At 53.4% G+C, this 25,863-nt stretch carries 21 protein-coding genes; 8 read left to right on the plus strand and 13 right to left on the minus strand.

The window, feature by feature from the left end:
- Positions 1 to 34 precede the first annotated feature (34 nt).
- From rpsI to IPI29_08725, 8 genes are all read right to left on the minus strand, one after another.
- Entirely contained in the window at positions 35 to 421 is a 387-nt protein-coding gene (rpsI, locus tag IPI29_08690; protein MBK7412615.1) for a 30S ribosomal protein S9, read from the minus strand.
- 13 nt (positions 422 to 434) lie between these two features.
- Positions 435 to 902 (minus strand): 50S ribosomal protein L13, encoded by a 468-nt coding sequence (gene rplM, locus IPI29_08695; protein MBK7412616.1) that lies wholly within the window; start codon positions 900 to 902, stop codon positions 435 to 437.
- A 102-nt stretch (positions 903 to 1,004) separates the two neighbouring features.
- On the minus strand, positions 1,005 to 2,216 hold the full coding sequence (gene amrB / locus IPI29_08700) for an AmmeMemoRadiSam system protein B (protein ID MBK7412617.1): 1,212 nt from the start codon (positions 2,214 to 2,216) through the stop codon (positions 1,005 to 1,007).
- Positions 2,217 to 2,218: 2 nt separating this feature from the next.
- A complete protein-coding gene (locus tag IPI29_08705; GenBank protein MBK7412618.1) occupies positions 2,219 to 2,422 on the minus strand; it encodes a hypothetical protein in 204 nt (67 codons plus the stop codon).
- Complete coding sequence (locus IPI29_08710; protein MBK7412619.1) at positions 2,419 to 2,955, minus strand: gamma carbonic anhydrase family protein; 537 nt, start codon at positions 2,953 to 2,955, stop codon at positions 2,419 to 2,421. The genes IPI29_08705 and IPI29_08710 overlap by 4 nt, the downstream gene beginning before the upstream one ends.
- A 4-nt stretch (positions 2,956 to 2,959) precedes the next feature.
- Complete coding sequence (locus IPI29_08715) at positions 2,960 to 4,414, minus strand: HD domain-containing protein (GenBank protein MBK7412620.1); 1,455 nt, start codon at positions 4,412 to 4,414, stop codon at positions 2,960 to 2,962.
- Positions 4,415 to 4,434: 20 nt separating this feature from the next.
- Positions 4,435 to 5,439: a transketolase family protein gene (locus IPI29_08720; GenBank protein ID MBK7412621.1), complete on the minus strand. Its 1,005-nt coding sequence runs from the start codon at positions 5,437 to 5,439 to the stop codon at positions 4,435 to 4,437.
- An 18-nt stretch (positions 5,440 to 5,457) separates the two neighbouring features.
- Positions 5,458 to 6,345 (minus strand): transketolase, encoded by an 888-nt coding sequence (locus IPI29_08725; GenBank protein ID MBK7412622.1) that lies wholly within the window; start codon positions 6,343 to 6,345, stop codon positions 5,458 to 5,460.
- Between the two features lie 88 nt (positions 6,346 to 6,433).
- On the opposite strand from IPI29_08725, the gene IPI29_08730 reads away from it, so the two are divergent.
- The 6 genes from IPI29_08730 to IPI29_08755 all read left to right on the plus strand — a co-directional run bounded on the left by IPI29_08730 (position 6,434) and on the right by IPI29_08755 (position 20,170).
- Positions 6,434 to 8,890 (plus strand): T9SS type A sorting domain-containing protein, encoded by a 2,457-nt coding sequence (locus IPI29_08730; GenBank protein MBK7412623.1) that lies wholly within the window; start codon positions 6,434 to 6,436, stop codon positions 8,888 to 8,890.
- A gap of 204 nt (positions 8,891 to 9,094) precedes the next feature.
- A complete protein-coding gene (locus IPI29_08735; protein MBK7412624.1) occupies positions 9,095 to 11,581 on the plus strand; it encodes a T9SS type A sorting domain-containing protein in 2,487 nt (828 codons plus the stop codon).
- A gap of 59 nt (positions 11,582 to 11,640) precedes the next feature.
- Positions 11,641 to 13,761, plus strand: coding sequence for a T9SS type A sorting domain-containing protein (locus IPI29_08740; protein MBK7412625.1), 2,121 nt, complete (start codon positions 11,641 to 11,643; stop codon positions 13,759 to 13,761).
- Positions 13,762 to 13,899: 138 nt separating this feature from the next.
- Positions 13,900 to 18,282, plus strand: a complete 4,383-nt coding sequence (locus IPI29_08745) for a choice-of-anchor D domain-containing protein (GenBank protein MBK7412626.1) — start codon at positions 13,900 to 13,902, stop codon at positions 18,280 to 18,282.
- A gap of 136 nt (positions 18,283 to 18,418) precedes the next feature.
- Entirely contained in the window at positions 18,419 to 18,964 is a 546-nt protein-coding gene (locus IPI29_08750; GenBank protein MBK7412627.1) for a T9SS type A sorting domain-containing protein, read from the plus strand.
- A 75-nt stretch (positions 18,965 to 19,039) separates the two neighbouring features.
- Positions 19,040 to 20,170: a cystathionine gamma-synthase gene (locus IPI29_08755; protein ID MBK7412628.1), complete on the plus strand. Its 1,131-nt coding sequence runs from the start codon at positions 19,040 to 19,042 to the stop codon at positions 20,168 to 20,170.
- Between the two features lie 144 nt (positions 20,171 to 20,314).
- Here the strand turns inward: IPI29_08755 and IPI29_08760 are convergent, their stop codons facing one another.
- A complete protein-coding gene (locus tag IPI29_08760) occupies positions 20,315 to 21,091 on the minus strand; it encodes a hypothetical protein (protein MBK7412629.1) in 777 nt (258 codons plus the stop codon).
- A 99-nt stretch (positions 21,092 to 21,190) separates the two neighbouring features.
- Here IPI29_08760 and IPI29_08765 point away from each other — a divergent pair, with 99 nt between their 5' ends.
- Both IPI29_08765 and IPI29_08770 read left to right on the plus strand, forming a co-directional pair.
- Positions 21,191 to 21,481: a four helix bundle protein gene (locus IPI29_08765; GenBank protein MBK7412630.1), complete on the plus strand. Its 291-nt coding sequence runs from the start codon at positions 21,191 to 21,193 to the stop codon at positions 21,479 to 21,481.
- Positions 21,378 to 21,614: a hypothetical protein gene (locus IPI29_08770; GenBank protein ID MBK7412631.1), complete on the plus strand. Its 237-nt coding sequence runs from the start codon at positions 21,378 to 21,380 to the stop codon at positions 21,612 to 21,614. The genes IPI29_08765 and IPI29_08770 overlap by 104 nt, the downstream gene beginning before the upstream one ends.
- Before the next feature lie 109 nt (positions 21,615 to 21,723).
- Here IPI29_08770 and paaN read toward each other — a convergent pair whose 3' ends face one another.
- From paaN to IPI29_08790, 4 genes are all read right to left on the minus strand, one after another.
- Complete coding sequence (gene paaN / locus IPI29_08775) at positions 21,724 to 23,394, minus strand: phenylacetic acid degradation protein PaaN (GenBank protein MBK7412632.1); 1,671 nt, start codon at positions 23,392 to 23,394, stop codon at positions 21,724 to 21,726.
- Between the two features lie 65 nt (positions 23,395 to 23,459).
- Complete coding sequence (locus IPI29_08780) at positions 23,460 to 23,879, minus strand: vanadium-dependent haloperoxidase (GenBank protein ID MBK7412633.1); 420 nt, start codon at positions 23,877 to 23,879, stop codon at positions 23,460 to 23,462.
- Entirely contained in the window at positions 23,876 to 24,973 is a 1,098-nt protein-coding gene (locus tag IPI29_08785; protein ID MBK7412634.1) for a hypothetical protein, read from the minus strand. Before IPI29_08785 ends, IPI29_08780 begins: the two co-directional genes overlap by 4 nt.
- Entirely contained in the window at positions 24,970 to 25,848 is an 879-nt protein-coding gene (locus IPI29_08790; protein ID MBK7412635.1) for a hypothetical protein, read from the minus strand. Before IPI29_08790 ends, IPI29_08785 begins: the two co-directional genes overlap by 4 nt.
- Positions 25,849 to 25,863: the final 15 nt, after the last annotated feature.

Below are 25,863 nucleotides of genomic sequence, written 5' to 3' on the forward strand. Positions count from 1 at the left end.
GGGGGAATTCCCACACATGTGTGTTGTTGTTTTCTTATCGCTTGGAGAACTGGAAGCGCTTACGAGCCTTCTTCTGTCCGTACTTCTTGCGCTCAACCATACGCGGATCGCGTGTGAGAACGCCAGCAGGACGAAGGGCTGCACGGAGCTCCTCGTTGTACGTGACCAACGCACGAGCAACACCAAGACGGACAGCGCCGGCCTGACCACTCTTGCCGCCACCACGTACGGTCACATACACATCGAACTGTTGGTTCGTCTTCGTCAGCTCAAGCGGAAGCAGAGCGTCGTGACGGTAATTCTCAACAGTGAAGTATTCTTCGATCGGTTGGCGGTTCACAAGAACGTTACCCGTTCCGCTCATGAGGCGAACTTGAGCTACACTTGTCTTGCGACGGCCGGTTCCAGCATACATCTTCATAAGGTCTCCAGGTTCACTTCGTTCCGAGGTGCAAATACGGCAACTCGTATGGCTTTGGCATCTGCGCTGCGTGTGGATGCTCACTGCCTGCATAGACCTTGAGCTTCTTCACGATCGTGCGGCCAAGGCTGTTCTTCGGCAACATACCCTTCACTGCCAGCTCAACCACTTCTTCCGGACGTGTCTGCATGAGCTTCGTGAACGAACGCATACGACCACCACCCGGATATCCCGTGTTGTGGAAATATTCCTTCTGCTCTGCGCGCTTGCCTTCCATCACAACCTTGTCTGCGTTGATGACAACTACAAAGTCGCCACAGTCAACGTGTGGTGTGAACAATGGCTTATGCTTGCCGCGAAGAACTGTTGCAAGCTGGGTGGCGAGACGGCCTACGGTCAATCCCGCTGCGTCTACTACCCACCAGTCACGCTGCACATCTTGCTCGCGTATCGATTTGGTGATCTTACCGTGCTGATTCATGGTCATTCCCCGGAAGGGGCTCCTGCGTCACATTGGATTTGTTAGAGCTTGCAAACATACGGGAGCCAGCTCTTTTTACCAAAAGCTCCACGATATATGGGCTCAATGGAAGAGAACGGAGGCAAAACTGACGGCGCTTTGGGTCTCGGTCTCGTCCCAAATGTCGTAGGCAACCACGGAACCGGAGGTGGGCCGAACAGCCGTAAGTGCCAATACTGTAGGGGCATGGCCACAAACACGATAGGCGTGGTCGGTGGCCACGATCTCAGAATGATATGCCTCGGGCGAGGCAGTACGCAAATGTTCCAGAAGGCGCTGGTCTGCCCCCTTCACATCACCAATAAACGCCTGGGCGGGCAGATCATCTCCGAATTTCTTCCCTACATGGGCAAGATCGCCGCTGATAAGCCATATGGCCTTGCGTCCTGACTTGGCAACGGCCTCTCGCAGAACCTCTGCTGCCTGCTCCAGCACACCGTCTTCTAGTGCGGCCATGGTCACGAGAATGGGAACAACGGTGTAGGACCTGCCCTCCCACGTATGCTGAAGGCCTACCAAATGGAGCTCCAGGGAGTGCTCCGGACGATGGGCGATGTCCGTTTTGGCCACGCCAGGCAACGATTCTGAAAGTGCTCGAACGAGGTCAACGTCTGTCTTCACTGTCCCCAATGGAGTAGTGAAATCCTTTTCGGTCAGGATAAAGGCATCATCAGCCCAATAATGTGAGGTGCCTACCATGATCACGAGGTCTGCATCGTGATCTTGCAAGGGGGCGAACCCCGGACCGTACACTGCGGGCGCTACCCGAAAGTCGATGTGCGGCATCAGTATCGCAACGGGTGCTACGGCAGCCTCGTCATTTCGACCTTGAGTGATTTCGTCACTACGTCGTTCCGTAGTTACGTCATTTCTCAGAAGGGTTTCCATGTAGTCCCGCAATTCCGTTTCCTCCGCAGGATACGTGCCACCTGCGCATATGGCCGGACGTTCTGTGAGCGCTGCCCAGGCGTCCAGTTCGTTGAGTTTCCGTTGTTCGTAAGAAGCCCCCTCGAAATACCCCATCTCATCCATCTGACGAAGGAAGAGAATGAGTCGGGTCATCTCCGGTCCATCCACTTCAACGTTGGCAGCTTCGGCGAGTTGAGCGATGGTTGTGATGCCATCGCAGCTTTGAAGGACGTCCACCATATCGGAGTGGACCATGATCGGACCGTCTGCGAACGAGAACGGGTCATGCAAGACCAAGTAGCTTTCGCCATCCTCCTGATGAACGGAGATCTGTACGTCGTGTCGGAGGATAGGAAGGGTGGTCATGGTCACTGCCCGCTGATCTTCTTCTTGAGATTCCCAACAACCCAAACACCTGCTCCACCGCTAGCAACGAACAACACGCCGGCAACGGCATAGAGCCACTCACCGGTAACCACGGCAGCGGTCATCGTCAATGCAAAACAGATGAAGGACGATATCAGGATGATGGCCAGAGCCGATCCCAGTGATTGTTTCTTCTTTGTTGTCATCGGTCTGTCCTCACGTTGGTGTTGTTGCGATAGGATGCAACATAGTCGATATAGTTCTGAGCGCTCTGTTCAAGCTTCTGCATCTCGGCCTCTGTTAGTTCCCGAACGACCTTGGCGGGCACACCGGCTGCAAGTGTTCCGGGCGGGACAACAAAACCTTCTCGAACTACGGCACCTGCTGCTATCATACTGTGATGTCCGATCTGTGCTCCATCGAGGATCGTGGCATTCATCCCAATGAGGGCATAGTCCCCCACCGTACAACCGTGAAGCATTGCACAATGTCCAATGGTAACACCGTCACCGATGTGCAACGGATGTTTGTTATACGTTACGTGGAGCATTGAGAGATCCTGCACATTGGTGCGCTCACCAATTCGGATCTCGTGCACATCACCACGTATCACAACATTGAACCACACGGACGATCCGGCACCGATATGCACATCACCAAGCACCACTGCCCCGTCAGCCAAGAATACTGATTCGTGGATCGTAGGCTCAATGCCTGCATAAGAGATGATTTTGGACATGCGCCTAACCTCTTCTTGAAAACTGTGCTGTCTTCCCATCTTCTTTCCATTGCTCAAGATTCTCGAAGAGATAGGCGCGAGCAGCATTGATCTCGTTGGGAATGATGCCATCAAGGATGGCTTCTTCGATCATCCACTTCATGTACCCAACAACACGTGACGGACCAAGACCGGTGATCTCCATGATGTCCTCTCCGCGAAGGGGGCTTTGGAATGCCCGCAGTTGATCACGCTCGCGCACGTCCTCAACCTTTGCTTCTACGATAGCGTAGTTGCGCAGGTACTTCGACGCACGATGTTCATTGCGTGTTGTGATGTCCGCCCGACAGAGCGTGAAGAGATCATTGATCGCATCACCGGCCTGCACGGCAAGCCTGCGGATCGCCGAATCCGTTACACCTTCATCAACAAGCATCATCGGACGCTGATGCAAACGAACAAGCGTCTGTACATAGGCGAGGTGGTGCATCGGGAGTTTCATTCTTCGGAAGATCCGCTCTTGCCAACGAGCACCAACTTCTTCGTGACCGTGGAATGTCCAGCCGGTTCCTTCTACGAATCTCTTCGTGCGCGGCTTTGCGATGTCATGCATCAGTGTTGCGAATCGCAACCAGATGTTATCCGACCACTCTGCAACGTTGTCGAGCACCTGCAGAGTATGGTAGAACACATCCTTATGTCGGAACTCACGCGCTCCAGCTTGAACGAGGTCAACCCCGGCAAGGTTGTGCACCTCCGGGAAGATGTGCTCCATGATACCTGTCACAAAGAGGATGCGAAGTCCGATGCTTGGCTTCTTTGCGGCAAGGATCTTCAGGAACTCATCGGTGATGCGTTCTTGAGAGATGATCGTGATCCTCTCGGCGAGCGACGTGATCGCTTCCATCACCGTGGGTTCGATCTCAAACTCCAGTTGCGCGGCAAAACGAGCGGCGCGCATCATTCGCAGCGGATCATCGCTCATCGTTACGATCGGATCGAGGGGGGTGCGGAGGATGCGACGTTCGATATCATCTGCGCCGTTGAACAGATCAACGATCTGCCCGAGGTTGTGAGATTGCAAGGAAGCTGCAAGAGCGTTGACCGTGAAGTCGCGCCGACGCAGGTCATCCTCCAACGTTCCCTCAACAACGATCGGATTTCGCGAGTGAGCCTCATACTGCTCACTGCGCGTGCCAACGAATTCAAGGTGATGGTCACCAACTGGCACTAGTGCCGTTCTGAACCGCTCATATTCTACCGTCTTCGATCGAAAGACCTCGGCAACAGCTCTGGCGAACTCCAGTGGATCTCCAACGACCGTGATGTCGATATCAGTGCGCAGGCGCCCCATAACGGCATCGCGGACATAGCCCCCTACCACATAGGCATCAACACCGCGTTCTTCTGCCAGTGCGGCAATGCGGATAAGGATCGGATCCGTGATGTCGATCCGGATCGGATCTCGCTGAGGTGACATGGGAAAACTCTGGGATTCGATCAGGCAGTGTAGACGGGCACGTCTTTGATAGCGCGCACTCCACTGCTTCCCTTATCGCGACGTTCCATCGCAACAAGTGCAGAGGCGTAGATCTCTCTCCATGTAAGACCGAACTTGACCATGAGTTCTTCGGGCTCACCGGATCCGCCGAACGAATCCTTCACGCCTACGAACTCGATCGGGACAGGAGCGTTCTTGGCAGTACACTCAGCTACAGCGCCGCCGAGTCCGGCATGGACCTGGTGTTCTTCTGCTGTTACAATGCAACCACATTCGCGGGCTGCTGCCGTGACGGTTTCAAAGTCGAATGGCTTCACCGTATGAACATTCACAATACGAGCAGAGATACCGCGCTTGGCCAGTTCTTCTGCAGCAAGGTGGGCTTCCCAGACAAGGGCGCCGTTCGCAATGATCGCTACATCAGAACCTTCACGAACAACATTGGCCTTCCCAAGCACGAACGGAGTGTCCGGCGTTGTGAAGAGCGGCACCGGTGAACGACCAAAACGAATGTAGGCCGGGCCAACCATCTCGCCCATGGCAACTGTTGCCTTCTTGGCTTCTTCGTAGTCCGCTGGGACGATCAGCGTCATATGCGGAAGGGTGCGCAAGAACGCAACTTCTTCCAACACCTGGTGTGTGGCTCCGTCCGGACCAACGCTGATACCAGAGTGTCCGCCGCCGATCTTCACGTTTGCCTCATTGTAGGCAACCGAAATGCGCAGCTGGTCCGCATTACGAAGGGCACAAAAAGCCCCATACGAAGCAAAGAACGGGATCTTGCCACTCAACGCCAGACCCGTTGCGATCGTTGTTGCATTCTGTTCGGCAATACCGATCGAGAAGAACCGATCCGGGAATTTGTCTCTGAACAGCGACGTCATTACCGACCCGGTGATATCACCACCGAGCACAATGATATTGCTGTGGCGCTCGCCTAGTTCAACGAGTCCGTCACCAAATCCGAAACGCGTGGGCTTTGATCCGAGAAGTTCCATTGTCATTCTTTTGTGAGTTACGAGTTACGCCAGTTCAGCAAGTGCGGCAATCGCTTGATCTTTTGTAGGGGGCTTGCCGTGCCATTCGAACTTGTCGTTCATGAAGGAAACGCCGTGACCCATGAATGTCTGGCAGATGATGGCCGTTGGCTTTCCGGTACCGTTCTTTTGGTTTGCGAGGAAGTGATCGAAGCCACGTTGGAGGTCTGCGTGGTCGTGACCGTTCACGACGATCGTGTCAAAGCCAAAGGCTTCGCACTTCTTGTCGATCGGATACACGTTCATTACGTCCGGCACCCGACCGTCGATCTGGCAGTCATTGTTGTCGATCAGCCAGCAGAGGTTATCCAGCTTGAAGTGCGAAGCGGCCATAGCTGCCTCCCACACGGAACCTTCTTGGAGCTCTCCGTCGCCCGTGAGCGTGAACACACGTCGGTCATTCTTGTCGACCAGTTTGTCAGCCATGGCCATGCCAACGGCAATGGAGATACCCTGTCCGAGCGACCCCGAGGACGTCTCGACGCCCGGGAGATGCATATCTCGACCGGGGTGACCTTGCAGACGGGTGTCGTACTTGCGGAGGGTTTCCTGTTCCTGCTTCGGATAACATCCCGCGTTGGCCAGGGAGGCATACATCACGGGCGCCATGTGTCCGGCTGACAGGACGAAACGGTCGCGAGGGGCCGACATATCCTTAGGGTCATAGCGCATCACGCCACTGAAATACAGCGCAGCAAAGATGTCGGCAGAACCCAATGGGCCGCCACTATGACCCGATCCTGCCCGTACAAGCATCCGAATGATGTCTCGACGGATCTCATCGGCGATCGGGGCAAGTTCTTCCGGAGCACGGCGTTCGTTCGAGAACGTCACGTCATTGAAGTCAAGCGATCGTTTGGTTTCTACGGTCATGCTGGCAATGGGGAGTCGTGAGAGAAACAGCCCGCAAAACTACGAAATGCCACCTCTACAGCATTGTGGCTTTTCACTAGATTTCGAGATGCCCACTACGTTCGCAAACCTATCAGTACGGTGCCTCCTCCGAATTGCGGTCCTTTTTGCCGCACCTCATCTCTATGGGAAGGAGCCCCCTACTCCTTTCACGTCAGTCAACGGGGCAAGCGGGACCGAGTTCTGGATAGCAGTTCCCCCTAGCGAGACAGAGGCTCATCCAACGGAGTTGTTGGAGGTGATCGTCACGTCGCAGCAAGCCACCATGGTTGAGGTCTACGATGCTAGCACCGGCAGAACGTTCGTTCGACAGATCGCAGACAGTGGCGTGATACGGCTGACCAACGCCAATGGAGATGTATCCTGGCTATCGGAGATCAGGGAGTCGGAGCAGCCCACTGCAAAGGGCATTCGCCTACGATCTTCATATCCGATCTCTGTTTTTGTGCTGAACTCAAAGCAGTACACGCATGACGGTTATCGAGCCATACCAACACAGTGCTGGGGTAAGGACTATATCGCTGCGGCCTACTATGATTACAAGGAGTTTGCGGAGTGGGCAGGGGGCTTTGTGGTTGTCGCACGCGAGCGGACAACCGTAACGATCACGCTACGTGGCAATGGGGAGTCTGAAGCGAAGACGTTTGGCGGACGAAGAATCAACACGGGGATACCATATGACGTGACGTTGGAGGCCGGAGAAGTCTATATGGTCCGCGGAGATGGCAAAACGCGCGGGGTCTTTGACCTGACGGGCTCGTCGATCCGCTCGGATCGTCCGATCGGGGTACTCGGTTTTCACATGAAAACAACCATGCCCAATCTCCTATCAGAAGTTGGAGGGAGGCAACATCTCGTGGAAATGCTGCCGCCAGTTTCAGCGTGGGGAAAGACCCATGCAGCCATCGAATTCACACGAAGGGACTCTAAAGGGCCAGGAGCAGGAGATGTTTTCCGTCTTGTTGCCAGTGAACCCAACACGCGGTGGTCGGTACGCTACTACCACAGAGCAACGAAACAGCTCCTTGGCCAATCTGGCGGTATTCTTCTTAAAGCTGGCGACGTTGCAGATATCTCGCAAGTTTCAGCTCCGGCGCAGCTTACTCAGGGCTTTTCGGTTTGGGAGGCAGAGAAGCCAGTGCTGTTGATGCAATATGCCTGCTCGTGGACGTGGGACCGGAACAGCAACCTCGACCCGTTTATGGTTCTTGTTCCGCCAACAGATCGCATGGTTCACTCGTCAGAGTTTGTGTGCTCAGGGAATGCCCGGTTCACAGAACATCTCGCAAGTCTGATCATTGAAGCCGATGCATCGAGCCTTTCGTACGAGGATGATCTCGAGTCGATCACGCTTGATGGAATTCCGCTATGGAATCACCCCCATGCTCTCATCCCTGCGCTTAAGTTCAGTCGGGTTACAGAGAACTTGCATTTCGTCGTTGTCAGACTTGCGGATCCGGACGGACGCCATGTCCTACGTTCGAATGACCGCGTTCGTCTAAGCGGCTATCTGGTAGGATCCGCAGCAGACGAAGCATATGGTTGGCCCATTGCAGCATCGTTCCAGCCCGGAATGACTGACGATGCTTCGCCCCCTACCTTCGTCATAGACACGGGAGAATGTGGTGATCGTGCCATTGAGGCTCTTGATCTCGGATCAGCGTCATCAGGCATTGCCGTGGTAGGCATCGTCCCGGACTCATCCTCATACAACTATTTCTTGGAAGGGGCTGGTACAGAACCAATCGGTCGATTGCCCGCACGGAATTCTATTGAAGCAGTCCTCCGTGTTGTGAACAAACAACGTGATGCATTCTGTGTGTTTTACGCGCAGGATTGGGCAGACAACATTGTGATCGATTCTGTACGATATGTTGCTCCCCGTGCTGTGGATACCCTTGCTCCAGTTATCCAACGGGACAGGACTACGTCAACCTCCGTTGAGTGCACTGTCTACGAAACACGCAACGATCCGCCTCGCACCATTGTGGATTGTGACAACCCTCACCCTCAGATAGAGACAGGTATTGCAGCCATTCGAGTGGACACGTTCAGCGATAGTTCCAACATCAAACTCGACGTGCTTACCCAAACACGCTTCGAACGGGAAGATCCTGACTCTGTGATTCGGTACCGTTGGGTTGCAATTGATTCAACAATTGCCGCTCGCGTTGTGTATCGGGTTGTTGATTGGGCCGGGAATGCCATGTCCGACACCGTCATTCTTAGTGGTGTAAGCAACATTGATCACTGGGCATCTCCTCACTATCGAATAACAGCCTCTCCGAACCCTTGCCAGGACTATCTCAACCTCACCTTCCCTGTTACGACTAATTCGGCATACTATGTGCTATATGATCTCCTCGGTAGGCTTGTATTAACGGGAGAATTTCTGCGAGAGACAGATCGTGCAACGATTGATGTCCGCAACGTTCTTCCGGGAACCTACCTCATAGCTATCATGGACGATCAACGATATAGGGTGTCCACGGTAATTGTCAAATAGGTCGCTTTCCAGACGAGGGGTGGCATTCCATCAACGATCTTCAGGTAAGTGTCAACATAAGCCCCTTACCACGAGGCCTGTATAACGCACGGCTGCGCTGCGATCACGAATGGGTTACCCGACGCTTTCTTGTTCAATAACACAACGAACCAATACGATCACATCTTCTAAGTGATCATCGTCGCCGAAAGAGGGGTACTTGAAATGAAACATCTATTGATACTCTTGCTCGTGTCTATCGCATGTGCACGTACAGCAACGGCTCAGATCCCCAAACCTGTTGAACAGGCTCTGGCTGCCGAGAACATTGCCGAAGGCACTGAGTTTTTCATAGCGATCCCCCCGAATGAGATCCTTCCATTCTCAGTTCAGTTCTTGTCAATTTTTCTGTCGTCTGCCTATGATACAGAGGTTGTGGTAAGCGACTATACATCGGGGAAAACGTACAAACGGAGCGTTAAGAAGGGTGAAGTACGAGAGTTAAGTGACAAGAGAGGAGAAACGAACTGGACATGGGAACTGCGAAACAGTGAAGTGGTTGTGGGTGGCGGCATAGCCCTGCGGTCGGCAAAGCCGATATCGGTCTTTGTTATGAATTCAAAGACTACGACGAGTGATGGATACATGGCTATCCCGACATCTGCATGGGGAAGAGAATACCTACACGTGGGCTACTACGATTTCAAAGAATCCCGAGCTTGGGCAGGGGGCTTTGTGGTTGTAGCCAAGAACAGCAACACCACTCTGAATATTCTCCTTAGAGGCACCGGGAAGGACCTGGCAAAAACGGCAGGTGGCAATACTATCAATACTCCGAAACCCATTACCGTTACGTTGAATCCCGGTGATGTGTACATGGTGAAAGGCGACGGTACAACACGGGGCGTTTTTGATCTCACGGGCACAAAGATCTCATCCGACAAACCTGTTGGCGTGATCTCTTTCCACGAACGGACAACGATGCCCAACCTGTTGGTGAACGGGAATGGTCGCAATCACCTAGTTGAAATGCTCGCACCTACATCGAAATGGGGCACCTCATTTGTCTCTTTAGAGTTACCGAGAGAATCACTGAATGGCACGGGTACGGGTGACGTTTTTCGAGTTGTTGCAAGTGAGGCCAATACACAGTGGACGTTGAAGTACTACGATGAGGTTACTGGGCAGCTTCTAGGTCAAGCCGGAGGCACTCTTGAGAAGGCAGGTGACGTTTCAGATCTCGGGAACGTATCAGCGCCAACGCAGATCACCAATGGCTTCGCAATATGGGAGACCACAAAACCCGCGTTCATCATGCAATACTCGTGTTCAAGTTCGTTTGATGGTGATATAACACTTGATCCCTTTATGTTCGCCGTGCAACCCGTTTCAGCCTTTTCTGACAACCTCGCATTCAACGTTTGCTCGGCACTACAATTCGATAAATCAACTGTCTCGTTGGTCGTGAAGATCAAACCTGGAGTGCAGGATACGTTGGCAGCCTTGAGGTCGCTGACAATTGACGGAGTCGCCATATCGACCCATGCCAACGCAACCACACCAAAGCTCCTTACCACAAGAATGCCCAATGGCCTGTATTGGTGTAGGATAGGGTTATCGAATGCCCCAATTCGTCACGTCGTCGCATCTAACGATTCTGTCCTTGTAGGTGGATATGTGTTTGGGCGTGGTCAGTTTGATGCGTATGGATGGAACATAGGCGCAGCCGCAGAACCTCCTGTTACCATTGACACGCTTCCACCACTCATCGTTCGAATCAAGGACACGTGTGGGATCTTGACGTTGGAAGCAACCGAGCTGCGCAACATTCCTGATCTGCCTATTGCAATAACAAATGACACGAATCAGGTTGAGTCCGGTATTGCGATGATAGACACAGTAAAAGGCCCGACGATAAGCAACTACAACTATAAGCTGACCCTTCTCACAAACAAGTCTTTTCCCAATGACTCGTCGTACAGGAGGTTCCAATTCCAATGGTCTGTCGTAGACAAACTCAAAGCGGCCAGAGTAGAGTACTTTGTTCGCGACTTCGCAAACAACAAAGTATATGACACACTGATCTATCAGGCACCTGTGTTTGCTGACACCCTGCCACCAGACACATTCATCACGTCTCGAAGTGACACTCGTTGGAGCTTTACGGCAACCGAACAACGCAACCGCCCACAACTTCCAGCAAGTTGTCCCGAATCCGGACAACAACGCGAATCAGGATTAGCAGGAATCAGACTCGAAGATGACGCGATCAACTTGAGATTTAGCATTACGTCTGGCTCTACGTTTCCACCCGACTCGTTGATTACACGCGCAACATTTGTGGTTGATGTGATCGACACGACCGTAGCCGGATCTGGTATTGTGACATCAACAGACAGAGCCGGAAACTCAACTCATGACACTTTGCGATTCGATCTTTCTACTTCCGTCACCGAGGGTACGTCTGGCAGCGACATGCTTACAGTAGCTCCCAACCCCGCTTCGGACCAATGCCGTCTGGCATGGACAGAGGATCTCCAACCGAGCACGCTTGAAGTGATCGACCTCAACGGCAAACTTTTGATATCGCAAGCAATTGCACTTGGATCAACAGAAACAGCGATCAGCACGATCTCTCTTCTCAAGGGTCTATACACGGTGGTGTTGAAGGGGCGGAATGAGACTGCCACACAACAACTCATCATTCAATGAAACGGAATCAAAATTGTTAAGTCTATAACGCAGTTCACCACATTGATCGAGGGGTTTCCATGTTGGCTCGCATACTCACGCTTTTACTTGTAGTTGTTTTTCTTCCGCAACTCTGTCTAGCTCAGGTTCCGCCCGAGGTTGCCAAGGCACTCCTCAGCGTCAACACTACGCTGGGTAAGGATTTCTGGATCGCGATCCCACCGAACGAGGTAAATCCGTTCCCGACGAATGAGCTCGAGGTTTATGTTGCGTCGGCGTTCGATACCGAGATCACCGTCTTTGATGCCTCAGGCGATAAGTACTACAAGCGTCAAGTAAAGGCGAATGAGATCCGCACGCTGTCTGACAGTCGTGGCGAAACGAATTGGACGTGGGAGATCCGCGAGTACGAGCAACCCGTCCGAAAAGGCGTTCGCATCACGTCGAAGGAACCGATCTGCGTCTATGTCATAAACTCCAAGACAACCACTTCCGACGGGTACCTGGCCGTACCTGTCTCTGCATGGAACACATCCTACCTCCATTGCAGCTACTACGACTTCAGAGAGGCGCGTGCATGGGCAGGGGGCTTTGTGGTCCTTGCAGCGGAAGACAATACAGTGGTAACGATTGCACTTCGTGGTACGGGGGAACTTGATGCCAAAACTGCAGGCGGGCGTTCGATTGGAAGCCCATCGTTTGATGTAGTTCTCAACGCAGGTGAAGTGTACATGGTAAAGGGCGACGCAACAACACGTGGCGTGTTTGACCTCACAGGGAGTGCCATCACCGCAGATAAGCCGATTGGTCTATTGAGCTTCCATGAACGAACAACGATGCCCAATCTCCTGGTCAACGGGAATGGCCGTAACCACCTTGTTGAAATGATGTATCCAACGTCTTCATGGGGCAAAAAGTATTCAACGATCGAATTCAATCGAGAACATCTGAACGGTCAGGGAAGAGGCGATGTGTTTCGTGTAATCGCGAGAGAACCCAACACAAGGTGGTCGTTCAAATATTGCGACCTAACAACGAAGGAAGTCATTGGCATAGGCGGGGGTGTACTTGCTCGTGCCGGAGACTTCGCCGATCTGTCGCAGGAAGGTGCCCCACGTCACCTCCCGAACGGGTATTCCGTGTGGAGTGCCGACAAGCCCATTCAGGTGATGCAATACTCCTGTTCGTCATCGTGGGATGGTGATCCTATTCTCGATCCCTTCATGATCCGGCTCACGCCAGTAGATCAATTCGTTACCGGCACCTTCTTCGAGTTCCCAACATCCGCGAAATGGGGAAAACATCGGCTCAATGTGATCGCAAAGGTCGACACAAGCTCGCCAACCTATCTCGATGACCTCAAGTCACTTCAGATCGACGGCATCCCGGTGCATCAATATCCGGACCCATTGGCGTCGCGGATCATCCAGAACACCATAGGAGACGGTTACCACTGGGCATCGGTCGACTTTGGACCGTCAGCCGCCGCACACACCATCTCAGGCAACGGCAACGTTACCTTTGGCGGATACATCTACGGATACGGCCAGTTCGATGCGTATGGCTGGCCTCTTGGAGGTAGCACCAAGGAGATGGGCTCGATCGATACAATGCCCCCTATCATCAGTCGGGGTACAGAATTGCCCACGTCGTACTCCTTTGCCGTAACCGAGCTCAGAAACGGTGGATCTACATCTGGTGGTACTTCACAGATCGAGAAGGGGCTTGCCGTGATCGATACCGTAGCGGGTGCCGGGAGTTTCAATTTCCGCCTTGTTGGACCGGACCCGAAGACGATGCACCGCTATTACCGACTCACATCAGCCCAGTATAAATGGGAGGTCATAGACCCAACGAAGGATGCTCGGTGCGTGTATTTCGCCCAGGATTGGGCCGATAACAGGGTCGTTGACTCCGTGACCTACCGCACAACGACCAGTGTCTCCGAGGGAAGTCTGTCCGCCGACATCACCGTAACCCCCAATCCTACAACAGACTTGGCCTACATTTCATGGCCAGCTGGCGACGCTCCGTCCATGGTCTGCATCACAGATATGCAGGGACGATCACTGAAGTGTGACGAATCTCCAACTGATGGGTTATCCAAACTAAGTGTGTCCGACCTTGTTGCCGGGAGATACATCGTGACCGTAACGGGTCACCGCGGAACAAAATCCGCCGTCCTCACGGTTTTCAGGTAAAGTTGGCTCTAACCCCAAAAAGCCCTGACCATTCGGTAACGCAATGGTCAACTTTTTGTTTATCATAGTGCTGATGTACCGGGCGTATGAATTTCACGGTACTTCGCTGAGTAGATATTCTGTTGTTTGGAGGTTTTCATGATCATGCGATACACATCGCGGACGCTCTTCGTCATTGCATTTCTTGTTGTGACCGCTTTCTCAGCGAACGCACAACGGAAGATCCCCTCGGCCGAGCAAATGTTGAATTCAACAGGAGCCCTGGGCACTGACTTCTGGATCGCGGTTCCACCAAACGAGGTGAATCCGTTCCCAACGAATGAGCTCGAAGTCTTCGTTGCATCGGCGTTCGATACGGAGATCACGGTCTTTGATGCCTCAGGTGACAAGACCTACAAGCGTCAAGTGAAGGCGATGGAGATCCGTACGCTCTCTGACAAACGCGGCGAAACGAACTGGACGTGGGAGATCCGTGAGCCGGAGCAGGTCGTCCGTAAAGGTGTTCGCATCACGTCGAAAAAGCCGATCTCGGTATACGTGATCAACTCCAAGACGACAACATCCGATGGATATCTCGCCATCCCTGTCAGTGGATTTGGACGTGAGTACATCGCAACTTCATACTACGATTTCAAAGAAGCGCGCCCCTGGGGCGGCGGTTTCGTTGTCATCGGTACTGAGCAGGGAACTGTAGTTGACATCAAATTGCGTGGCACGGGTGAGCTAGATGCTCGCACGGCTGGTGGCAAGCGGATCGGAGACCCCACCTTCCAAGTAACTCTTAACGATGGCGATGTGTACATGGTCAAAGGCGATGCCACTACGCGTGGCGTCTTCGACCTTACGGGGTCCTTGATCACTGCGGACAAGCCGATCGGCCTCATCTCGTTCCACGAACGTTCAACGATGCCAAACCTCCTCGTGAACGGCAATGGAAGAAATCACTTGGTGGAAATGACGCCTCCCGTAACGGCGTGGGGCAAGAAATACGTTACCGTTGAGTACAACCGTGAGCACCTGAACGGTCAGGGCGTTGGTGATGTCTTCCGTGTTGTAGCAAAAGAGGCCGGCACAAAGTGGTCACTGAAGTACTACAACAAGGCTACGGGCAGTGTCATGGGCCAGGGTGGCGGCGTACTTGGCAAGGCCGGAGAGTTTGCAGACCTATCACAGGCCGGCGCACCTACCAACATCACGCAAGGATATTCTGTTTGGACGGCAGACAAGCCGATCTTCGTGATGCAATATTCATGTTCGTCTACATGGGACGGCGATCCGATCCTTGACCCGTTCATGATCAACGTAACACCCGAAGAACAGTTCATTACGAGCACGATCTTCCAATTCCCAACCTCGGCGAAATGGGGCAAGCACCGTCTCAATCTGATCGTGAAGACAGATACGGCATCCCCGAACTACATTGAAAACCTGAAATCGTTAGAGATCGACGGCATACCCGTGTATCAGCACCCGGCTGCCGTTGCTCCAAAACTTCTTTCAACGAAGATGCCGAACGGACTTCACTGGGCCTCGTTGGACTTTGGACCAAGTGCCGCAGCACACCGCATCAGCGGTAACGGCGAGGTGAGCTTTGGCGGATACATCTACGGATACGGTCAGTTCGATGCCTACGGTTGGCCGGCTGCTGCCGGTTTCCGCCCAACGGGTTTTGTGGACACCATGCCTCCCCTTATCAAGGGTGATTCTATCTGCGGAGACTACACATTCGAAGCAACAGAGCTTCGGAACATTCCGGATCCACCTGCGGCGGTTATCAAAGACACGGATCAGATCGAGACCGGGATCGCGATGATTGACACTGTACCGGGCTCAAACAGTTACAACTACGAGCTCGTTCTTGAAACCGCACAAACCTTCCCTGGCGACCCATCGTACAAGCGTTTCAAGTATCAATGGAAGGTGATCGATAAGAGCAAGGATGCTTTTTGCATCTACTTCGTGCGTGACTTCTACGACAACATGACGCTGGATACCTGCTGGTACTTTGCCGACCGACTTTCATTCACACCAAATCCTTTGGACTTTGGAAAGATCAGGCTCGGAACCAGTAAGTCTCTTGATATCACGATCACGAATAATTCTGATGCTGACGTAAACCTCACAGAGTCGAAGATCATGCTTGGTACGTACTTCACGATCTCAAATGGTGGAATTCCACCGGAAGTAATCATACCAGCAAAGGGATCACGAACGATTCAGATCACGTACAATGGAACGCGCGAAACGAAGGATGTCCGCACTGATTGGGATAAGGACACGCTGGAGATTCGCACGACATGCGGCATATTCGAGCACCCGCTCACTGGTGTTGCAGCGGTTCCACGTATCACAGTTGAAGACTTTAATGCTGGAACTGTATCGATCGACCAAGAAATATGTAAGGGTGGTGGCCTGAAGATCACGAATACAGGGTCTGATACCCTTGTGATTACGGGTATGAGTGGCTTTGCAGGTACGAACTTCACCGTATCTAATCCCACAATACCAGCCTTCCCCTTCAGCATCCCACCAAAGGGATCACCGGTGAATTGGGTAAATCTTGAGAAGATCTGCTATAAGAGCTCAAGCATCACTGTTGATTCTATTGACGTAACGTTCAGCAACAACGGCGAAGGTCCGGACTCAATCTCAACATGGAGAGGTCGTACCCAATCCCCTGGCCCAATGATCACGGGAAAGAATTGGTATGAACGCCGTATCAACTCGGTGCACCAGTGGACATGTAGTGTCCTCAACACAGGCAATGAAGTGCTAAAGCTTCGCGACGTAACGTTTACGGATGGCACAAAGTATTACCCACCCGGAACCAATGACGCCAACTACATATTCAAGATCTCTGCGGTGTTGTATAATGGCGCTCCATTTACGACGGTCGATCTCAGTGGCACAACAGGTTCGGTTGACGTAGTCGTGCTCTTCCGTCCTGCAGCAGAGCAGGCATACCTTGGAGAGATCAAGCCTGTGTGGGAAGGTTCCGTTGCACCTGTGTTTGCCGATCTTGAAGGTGTTGGCATCATTCCAAAGATCGATACAGATCCTGTCACGCTTACATGTATCGAGACCCCGGAAGGAACTCCTGTTCAACGCACGATCACGATCACGAACTCCGGATCGATGCCGCTTACCGTGAGTGCTCTCGCGCTCAAGGCCCCGGTCGCACCTGGTTATAGCATCGTAACACCTCCGGCTACACCATTCGTGGTTGCGCCGAATGGTGGTACGCAGGTCATCACCGTTGAGTACCTCCGTCCAAATCTCTTCCTCGGTGGATCTGTTGGAACGTTGGTCGTAACGCATGATGCTACGCCAGGCAATGGTATCGACTCTGTGAATCTGACGCCCAATCAGCCCCATGAAGAAACTGTTACTGTTTCTTCGTGCTCTGAGCCGGACATCTCCACCGGAGATCGCGATTTCGGCCGTCAGCTCGCGAACTGTGACAACCCGATCGCGACCTTCCCAATCATGAATCCGAGCGGCTCGAACAAGCCACTTGAAGTAAGAGAGATCGTCGAAGCTGGTGCAGACACCGCAGCATTTGCGATCGTTCGAATTCTTGATGAAACAGGCACACCTACATCGTTGCCATTGACGATCCTTGCTGGTCGTACCTACACGGTAGAGGTCCAATTCACCCCAACAGAGCCAAGTGCTGCTCCATGGGCTGACAGACCATACTCGGTTCAATACGACATCACAGGATATGGTCAGGGCAACGCAGCACCATTGAAGACGGTAACAGCGAACATCTCCGGTATTGGCTACGTGGTCCCTGTGCGCTTCGATCTCACGAATGACATCGCAGCCGGTGCTACCAAGGAGCCAGGGGCTGTTGTCACGTTCAACGTGAGCGGAACAAGCGCACGTTGGGCAAATGGCGACGTAACATCGTTCACTGCAGACGTAGTCTACGACACGAAGAATCTTGAGTACACTCCTGGTTCTATCGTAAAGGCAGCCTCTATTGCCAACTGGACGATCAACGATCCGATCATCACGGTTCTGAATCCGACGCAGTCGCAAATGCGATTCTCAGGTACGGGTCCGGCTAGGATTTCGTCCGACGGAACGCTGTTCACGTTCAAGTCCACACTTCTGTTGGCCGACAAGTTCTCGAGCCCTCAGGATCTTATCCTGACGCTCGCCCGTCCTTGCCTTGTTCCATCGGCAACAGGCGATTCCACAGCGATCTTCAACTGCGCCCTCACCCGTCGTGTTGTATCGATCAGCGGCACACAAGCCAACCTCGCCCCGGTTTCTCCGAATCCGGTCAGTTCGGGAATGGCTCGCGTGAACTTCGGCGTCGGCATCACGTCGGAAACCACCCTCGACCTGGTTAATGCCCAAGGTTCTGTGGTAAAGACCTTCGTGAACACCCGTCTTCAGGACGGCGAATACGAGATGACCTTCTCTACTCAAGGTCTGGCATCGGGTGCGTACTTCCTCCGGATACGCACGGCCGCCTATTCGTCAACCCAGCAGGTCCTCATCGTCGACTGACCTGCCCGTTCTTCCTGCTTTCTCGCAACGGCAGCCTCTTCCAAAGGGGCTGCCGTTCTTCGTTTTGGCATAGTTGTTGGTGCATGAAACTTTCCTGCCTACATTTGTGTCATTGCGTAGGTACGTCCAAACAAGCATGACCCGTCTTTTCGACCATATCCGCCCCCTACTTGTGGGAATCGCCATCAGTGCGATGTTCCTCACGTTGGGTTATGCCCCTGCCCTAGCGGATAAGGCAAAAAAAGCCGCATCCGCCAAGACGGTCACGGCAAAGGAACGGTCTGCAAAAGCGGCAGCTACCTATGCAAGTCCGATCAACGGTGCTGTAAGCACAACGATCAGGGCACTGGGTAATCAGCGCACGCCTGGTTCAACCACAAAGCAGACATCCAAGCTGAATGTTGGAGCCGATACATCACGCAAGGACAACAAGTTCATCTTTGCCCGTGCCGCCTCCGATGTTTTCACAACTCGGGTGGAACTGGCCGAGGATCAAGGCTCTGTCGATATCGGCATCTATAACATGCTGGGTAAGAAGGTGATGGACGTGTACAAGGGCTATGCCTCCCGCGGACAGCACGATTACACCCAGCCAATTCCGGATCTGCCGGAAGGCGTCTATATCTGCATCATGCAAGGCAGTGATTTCCGGAAGGCTGAGAAGTTCTTCTTCAGTCGCTGATCGCCAGACGAAGTTTCCATTGACTCCAACGAGCCGCCCCTTCGGCGGCTTTTCTCTTTCTCAATAGGTGTAATGATGAAGTTCTCGACCAAGGCCATCCACATCGGTCAAGAGCCGGAAGCCCTCACTGGCGCAGTTACGGTTCCCCTCTACCAAACGTCCACCTACGCCCAAGAAGAGATCGGCAAGCACAAGGGCTTCGAATACGCACGTACGCAGAACCCTACACGATTCGCATGGGAGGCCAATCTCGCAGCGATGGAAGGGGGCACCCACGCCTATGCCTTTGGTAGCGGCTCAGCCGCGGTTGATACGATCATGCGACTTCTTTCAGCCGGCGACCACGTAGTGATGGCCGAAGACATGTACGGCGGGACGTTCCGTCTTACGAGCAAGGTCCTCACACGCTTCGGCATTACGTTCAGCTACGTTGACATGCGAGATGTGAAGAACGTAGAAGCTGCGCTTCTACCAAACACACGGATGATCTACACAGAAACACCAACAAATCCGATGATGACCATCACGGATCTGGCGGCTGTGGCAGAGATCGCCCGCGCGAACAATGCCTATATGGTGGTTGACAACACCTTCGCCTCTCCCTTCTTCCAACGTCCGCTTGAACTTGGTGCACACATCGTGGTACACTCCGCTACGAAGTACCTTGGTGGCCACAGCGACCTTGTGAGCGGCATTGTCACGACAAACGACGCAGAGATAGCCGAGCAGCTCAAGTTCCTTCAGAACGCCGTAGGAGCGGTCCCAGGACCCTTTGAATGCTGGCTTCTTCTCCGCTCTTCAAAGACTCTTGCTGTTCGTATGGAACGTCACGCTGCAAATGCACAACGTATCGCTGAGTACTGTCAGCAACACCCATCGATCAAGGCCACGCACTATCCCGGCCTTCCATCGCACCCACAACACGAGATCGCCAAGCGACAGATGTCAGGCTTCGGTGGTATGATCTCCATTGAATTAGGCTCTCTGGAACGCGCAACCGCCGTCACCAACAAGCTCAAACTCTTCACCCTCGCCGAATCCCTCGGCGGCGTGGAGTCCCTCGTCTGCCACCCCGTGAGCATGACGCACGGCTCCATCCCCAAGGATCAACGCGAACGCCTCGGCGTAACCGATGGTCTCATTCGTCTTTCGTGTGGGATTGAGGATGTAGAGGATCTGTTGGAGGACCTTGAGGGCTCGCTGTAAGGGGCGAAGAGGCGAAGAGGCGAAGGGGCGAAGGGGCGAAGGGGCGAAAGGGCGAAGGGGCGAAGAGGCGAAGAGGCGAAGAGGCGAAGAGGCGAAGAGGCGAAGGGGCGAAGGGGCGAAGGGGCGTTATGAGCTCCGTGCTTCTTATAGTTCGAAGAGAAGGTTCATGCCGAAGGCGAGCGACGATGTGTTGCTGCCGTGATCTGCAGACGGCCAAAAGTTGGCTGTAATGAAGGGTTCAGCAGAGAGGTGCTCGACAACTGGGATCACCTTGCGCATCCCTACTACCAATTGGAGCCGTGTCTCAGGAATGTAGCGCGACGAGCCTTGATACAAGGGAATGGACGTTGATCCAAGAGGTACTGTGATCGCGCCATCGAGATCAACAAGACCAGGCCCCTCAATAGTAGTCGGCAGTGAATAGGTTAGAGTAGAGGAGAATTGGTTCTCAAGAGCGAATGCCTGAACAAGCCCAACATTTACGATCCACCGTGCGCCAAGATCGTACCCAATGTATATGCCAACTGTTAAACTCGACCAAGACTGCGTCGCGTGATACAGCATTTGATTGTAGTCAGTTCCTGATCCACCCTGTGCAGGTTGTTCGAAGGTAGAACCAGGTGCTTCTGTGATATAGGCACTCTCGCAGTATGCCGCTGCTATCTCAAATCTCCATCCACTTGGAATCGTTAGGCCGAGCGATGAGTTGATCATAGGGAACAAGATCCTATTGGCCTCTTCGGCATCGGGTGCTTGTTCGCTACTCGGCAGCATCGGTTGGTATCCTGTATAGGGAGAGGAGGTAGCTCCTATGCCAAAGCTGAGCAGCCATCGAACATCATCATGCACTTGACCTTGGCAGGGCAGCCATGCCATCATGATCACAGTTGCAACACCTATTAGTGATGACTTACGCTTCATATGGCAAGAATCCAAAAACAGCGTTGGTAGAACCACGAGTCATGCAATATATGTCGCCATAAATGTCACGGTTGCATGCACGTAACGCACGTAGACTGTATGGCACTAAATGACATCGAGATATACCAGTTGATTCGAACTGCTTTCGCCTTATGCGATGAAGTGGGCACTGCCTTGAAGGCACGTCGTGAGTTCAATCTCGCCGATCAACTGTTACGAGCAGCGCTGTCTGTAGGTAACAACTTTGCGGGAGGGCTATGGACGAAGCGCTACTGGCGAGCGCCTAATGCTCATGTTCTACGCCGACGGTTCCGCACAAGAATGCAAGAATTGTTTGAATTCTGCTGTAGATCTGAACATTATCGAAGCTGGAAAAGCTCAAGAGCTTAATGCTCTGTTCAGCAGAATATCAATTGGGATCATTGAATTCTGCGCCTGGATCCTAAGGCAAGACCCAGACTACAATGGGGCATTTCGCGAACGCGTGGAGAAGCGACGCGCATGGCGCTTCAGAAAGAGGTAACGCCCCTCGACTACGCTCGGGGTGACACACGCCTCTTCGCCTCTTCGCCCCTTCGCCCTTTCGCCTCTTCGCCCTGCCTCTTCGCCTCTTCGCCCCTTCGCCCTGCCTCTTACGCCTGCTTCCTTACCCCGATCACGTTATACCTGTTCGTCACGAACGACCAATCGGCGAACGTGGCGTTGCCGGCAGGGTTTGCGCCGGTGCCATGGAAGTCGCTGAATGCTGCCGACTGGTTCACCCAGACGAAGCTGTTGAAGTTGAAGGCAACGGGAGCGCCGGCGTTGACGATGGCGTCCTCTGATGCAGTCATACGTTCGTTGTTGGTGGTGTAGACAAGGGCACTAAGAGCCCCTTGCTCACGAACACTCTTTACGACCTCTGCAACAGAGGCTTCGAAGGAGTCGGTCACAACAAGGAAGGATACGGGACCGAACCATTCCTTGGTGTAGATGTCTGCACGCTTCGTATCTGTTTGAAGGACGATCGGAGAAACGGTACGAGCCCCTTCGAATCCGGGTTGGTCAACACGTGCGCTGTCTCTGATCACGGCCAGTCCGAGTGAGCGTACATCCTCGATCCGCTGCGATGTTGCCGGATTTTGAATGGCACCAAGAGTTGTTGCACCGGAGCGTTCATTGAAGACGACTGCATCGATCTTCTCTCGGAGTTTGGCAGCGACGTCATCAACACTCACTTGGGTACCGGCAACCATCATACCGTCCTTGGCGATGAAGATGTTCTGCGGTGCAGTACACATCTGACCAGAATAGAGTGTGAGAGAGAATGCAAGATTCTCCAGTGCCGCGTCGAGGTTATCTGTGGAGTCGAGGATCACACAGTTCACACCGGCCTTTTCCATGAACGTGGTCTTGCCGTGTGATGCAGCCTCTTTCTCAACAACTGCGCCAAAATGAGGTCCGCCTGTGTAGTCGATCACTCGCACGGCCGGATGTTTCACAAGCTCTAGGGTAAGGGGCTTTTCAGACGTATCAACGGCAAGCTGAATGATGTTCGCATCTAATCCGATCTCCGTAATAACCGCTCTGAGATCGGCGATGACAATGGCGATAGGATAGACGGCTCCGGGATGGGGCTTTACGATCACACTATTCCCGGTTGCAAGACCGGCAAACATTCCGGGCACGGTGTTCCACACCGGGAATGTAGAGCAGCCGATCACGAGGTTGATGCCCTTGGGAACCATGCGATATGATTTGTCGATCGAGACGCTGATCTTCCCCATCGGCTTTGTCCATAGCACATTGGAAGCGAACGCAGACTGAGCTGCAAGCGCCATTGCCGTTGATTCGAGGGCGCGATCGAAGGCATGCGGGCCCGAGGCTTGGAAACCCATCACAAAGCCTTGACCGGTTGTGTGCTGCGTAGCATAGCCGATCTCAAAAAATCGCTTTGCTCCACGTTCAAGTGCTTCAACAAGAATGGAAGCACGATCCTCAGGAGTGAGGGACTGCCATGCCGTTTGTGCAGCAGATGCACGACTGATCAGATCGTCAAGGGCGATCTGGGGATAGGTGATACCGAGTGAGAATCCGTACGGAGATGACTCTTCGCCGATCCACGACTGCTCAGCGGGGAGCCTGTCGAATCGGTTATTGAGCTGACCCTGGAAAGCTGCCAACCCATCATCGTTCGCTGTTTCACCATAGATCTTACCACTCGGCGCTTCTGGCCAATGGGCGTGGAACGTACGTTCCACATTGGCCTTCATGGCGTTGACGAGTGTTGCGTGGTGAGCAGCGCGAAGATCTGAGATGGTCATGAGTGTAGCCTCGTGTTCGATGAAGACCACAAAACTACGTCGTTCCGTTGACGTGAAACAGCGGGTTATTCTGCAGCATCAACGCGGGCCTTTTCAGCCGACGCCTTCCCTACGTTATAGCCCTGCGTAAGCCCAACTTCACAATCGATGCGCACATGGATGCGAGAGTAGATCCGGCTGTCTGCGGCTTCCGATGCCATGGACCGGAACTCATTCTCTGAGGCTGGGAAGAAGTACGACAGTACTTCGGCCGCGGCACCGCTAAAGGTGCTGTGTCCACTTGTATAGCCGGGGAAATTCGGAAGTCCGGCACTCATTGCCACTTCTTTGTCGATCGTACATGGACGTGCCGTGAAGTACTTGTACTTCGTGTACCAACACGCAACTGCAGCATCATGCAAGGCACATGCAACGTATGAAAGGACACGCGCTGAACGCACAGCACTCATGTTTGCAGCGCGCGTTCTGTCCTCTGCCATCTTCATCCACATGCCAGGAGGACCGTCTGTTCCGCCCCTGCTTCCCAATACGTTGCAATACGAGCTTGTTCACGTGTACGGTTCTTGGCCAGATCTCGCATCTCATTCATGTCCGTTTGGAACCTTGCATCCGTCTCTGAAGGGGGCGGGCCCGGATCCATCGCAGCGGCGCTCGGAATGTTCCATGGTGTTACATCTCCTCCGAAGGGATGTAGTGGCGGACGTGCAGGTGTCTCGGCACTCTTCCATTTTGGCCACGTGGTAACGAGTGTGGCTTCCTTGGCCTTCCATGCGGGCTGGTTGTCTGCGCCCGACCACTTGTCGTTGGCAGCACGTTCTTTGAGCTTGGTCACGATGAACCGTGCAAGTGAATCCCCCGCGGCAACATCGCTCGGACGTGCAACACCGGCCCACACACGTGATTGTGTTGCGTCGGAATACAACGCTTCCATATTCGCACGTTCGCCCGGAAACATCAGTACGATCATCTCAACGGCAACACGGGCGATGATGGCATCTTCATTCGGATAGGAAGGAAGTCCTGTCTCGGGGGCAAGCGTAGAGATCGAGGGATCAACAACGTACGGTGCCGGACGTTTGACCGTGTACTTCGAACGCCATGCATGGATCAATCCGTCATACGTTCCAACTTCAATGAGTGAGAACATGCGTGAAGCGAACGGAGGGCTGGCAAGGGGCTTTGCAGGATCTGGCAGGAACCGACCTGTAAACGTACCATCCGGATTGCGCTCTGCTGCCGGCGTGATGTTGTACTTGGCAACGATCTTGCGTGCAATGGCGCTCCACTCCTGTACCGGTCCTTGATTCCACCTGCGAATTGAACTGCGCTGCGCATCTGTACGTCCGGCAACGGCAGCACGTACGGCATCAAGTCCTTCATCATCAGCGGGAGCGGCGGGGATCACCGTTGTAGGAACATCGGTTACAAGGATCGGCGTCCAGTTAATGGCCGCGCTGTCATTCGACGTAGGCGTGAGTTCAGCAACAACAGGCGATTCGATCGGATTGTCACAGCCAACCATGATCAGCGTGATCAATATTGCAAGGCCTATCCAACGTGTAGATGTCATAAGGTTCATAGTGATACTCCATCCCAGATCGGCAGGTCATACGCTACGCCGAACGTGAATCGTGTTGAATGGCCCACATTCCGTCCAGTCATTGTGCCGGAGACGCCCCCTATCAAACTCACTGCGCTGATGACACGATAGGCCAGGGTTGTGCCGACGCGTGTATATGCTTGGGCATTCGATGGGAATGGGACGCCTGGTCCGATATTGGTTCCCGATTGTGGCACTACGTTTTGCAGCCACACATCGCCGTACCAATCAGAGGTACCGTAACCAACACGGCCAACAGCATCGATCGCATCAGGGACGTCCACTTCAAAACCGCGGTCGATCATCACGGTGCCTCGCGCAGAATATCCGATGCCGGCCATGAAGAAGAGGCCGGTATTGGTGGTGTACTGCGTAACGATGCGACCTTCAACACCTGTTGCTTGGTGTCCGATCGTGACCGGTGCATCCGGCACATAATCACTGAGTGGTGTAAAGAACACGCCACCAAGGATCACATCCAATCGATTCGATTCAACGTTCAATGATAGGGGGCGAACCTTCACCCCTGCCTGCAGGTCCTGGACGCCATTGATGGTCTCCCAGAATCCGGCACTAGAGGAAGATATCACGTACGGCACATTGGCCACGATATCCAGCCAGTCCGTGATCCCCGCACCTACATACAGAGACACACCACTTGTGGTGATCGTGCCGAGCTGCGGGTTATAGGTCTGCTGTTGACCCACGTAATACTTTTCATACGCTTCTGTGAAACCGGAGATCGCAGCAGCGGTGCGACCCTTACCCAGCATCCACCCACTCACAAGGCCTTGAGCCTGTATGATCGAGGGGGCCATCAGAGTAGCAAAAAGGAGTGTTACGAGTAGCTTCATTCCAGTAAACTACTA

The sequence above is a fragment of the Ignavibacteria bacterium genome, from assembly GCA_016707005.1.
Classification (GTDB): domain Bacteria; phylum Bacteroidota; class Ignavibacteria; order Kapaibacteriales; family Kapaibacteriaceae; genus UBA10438.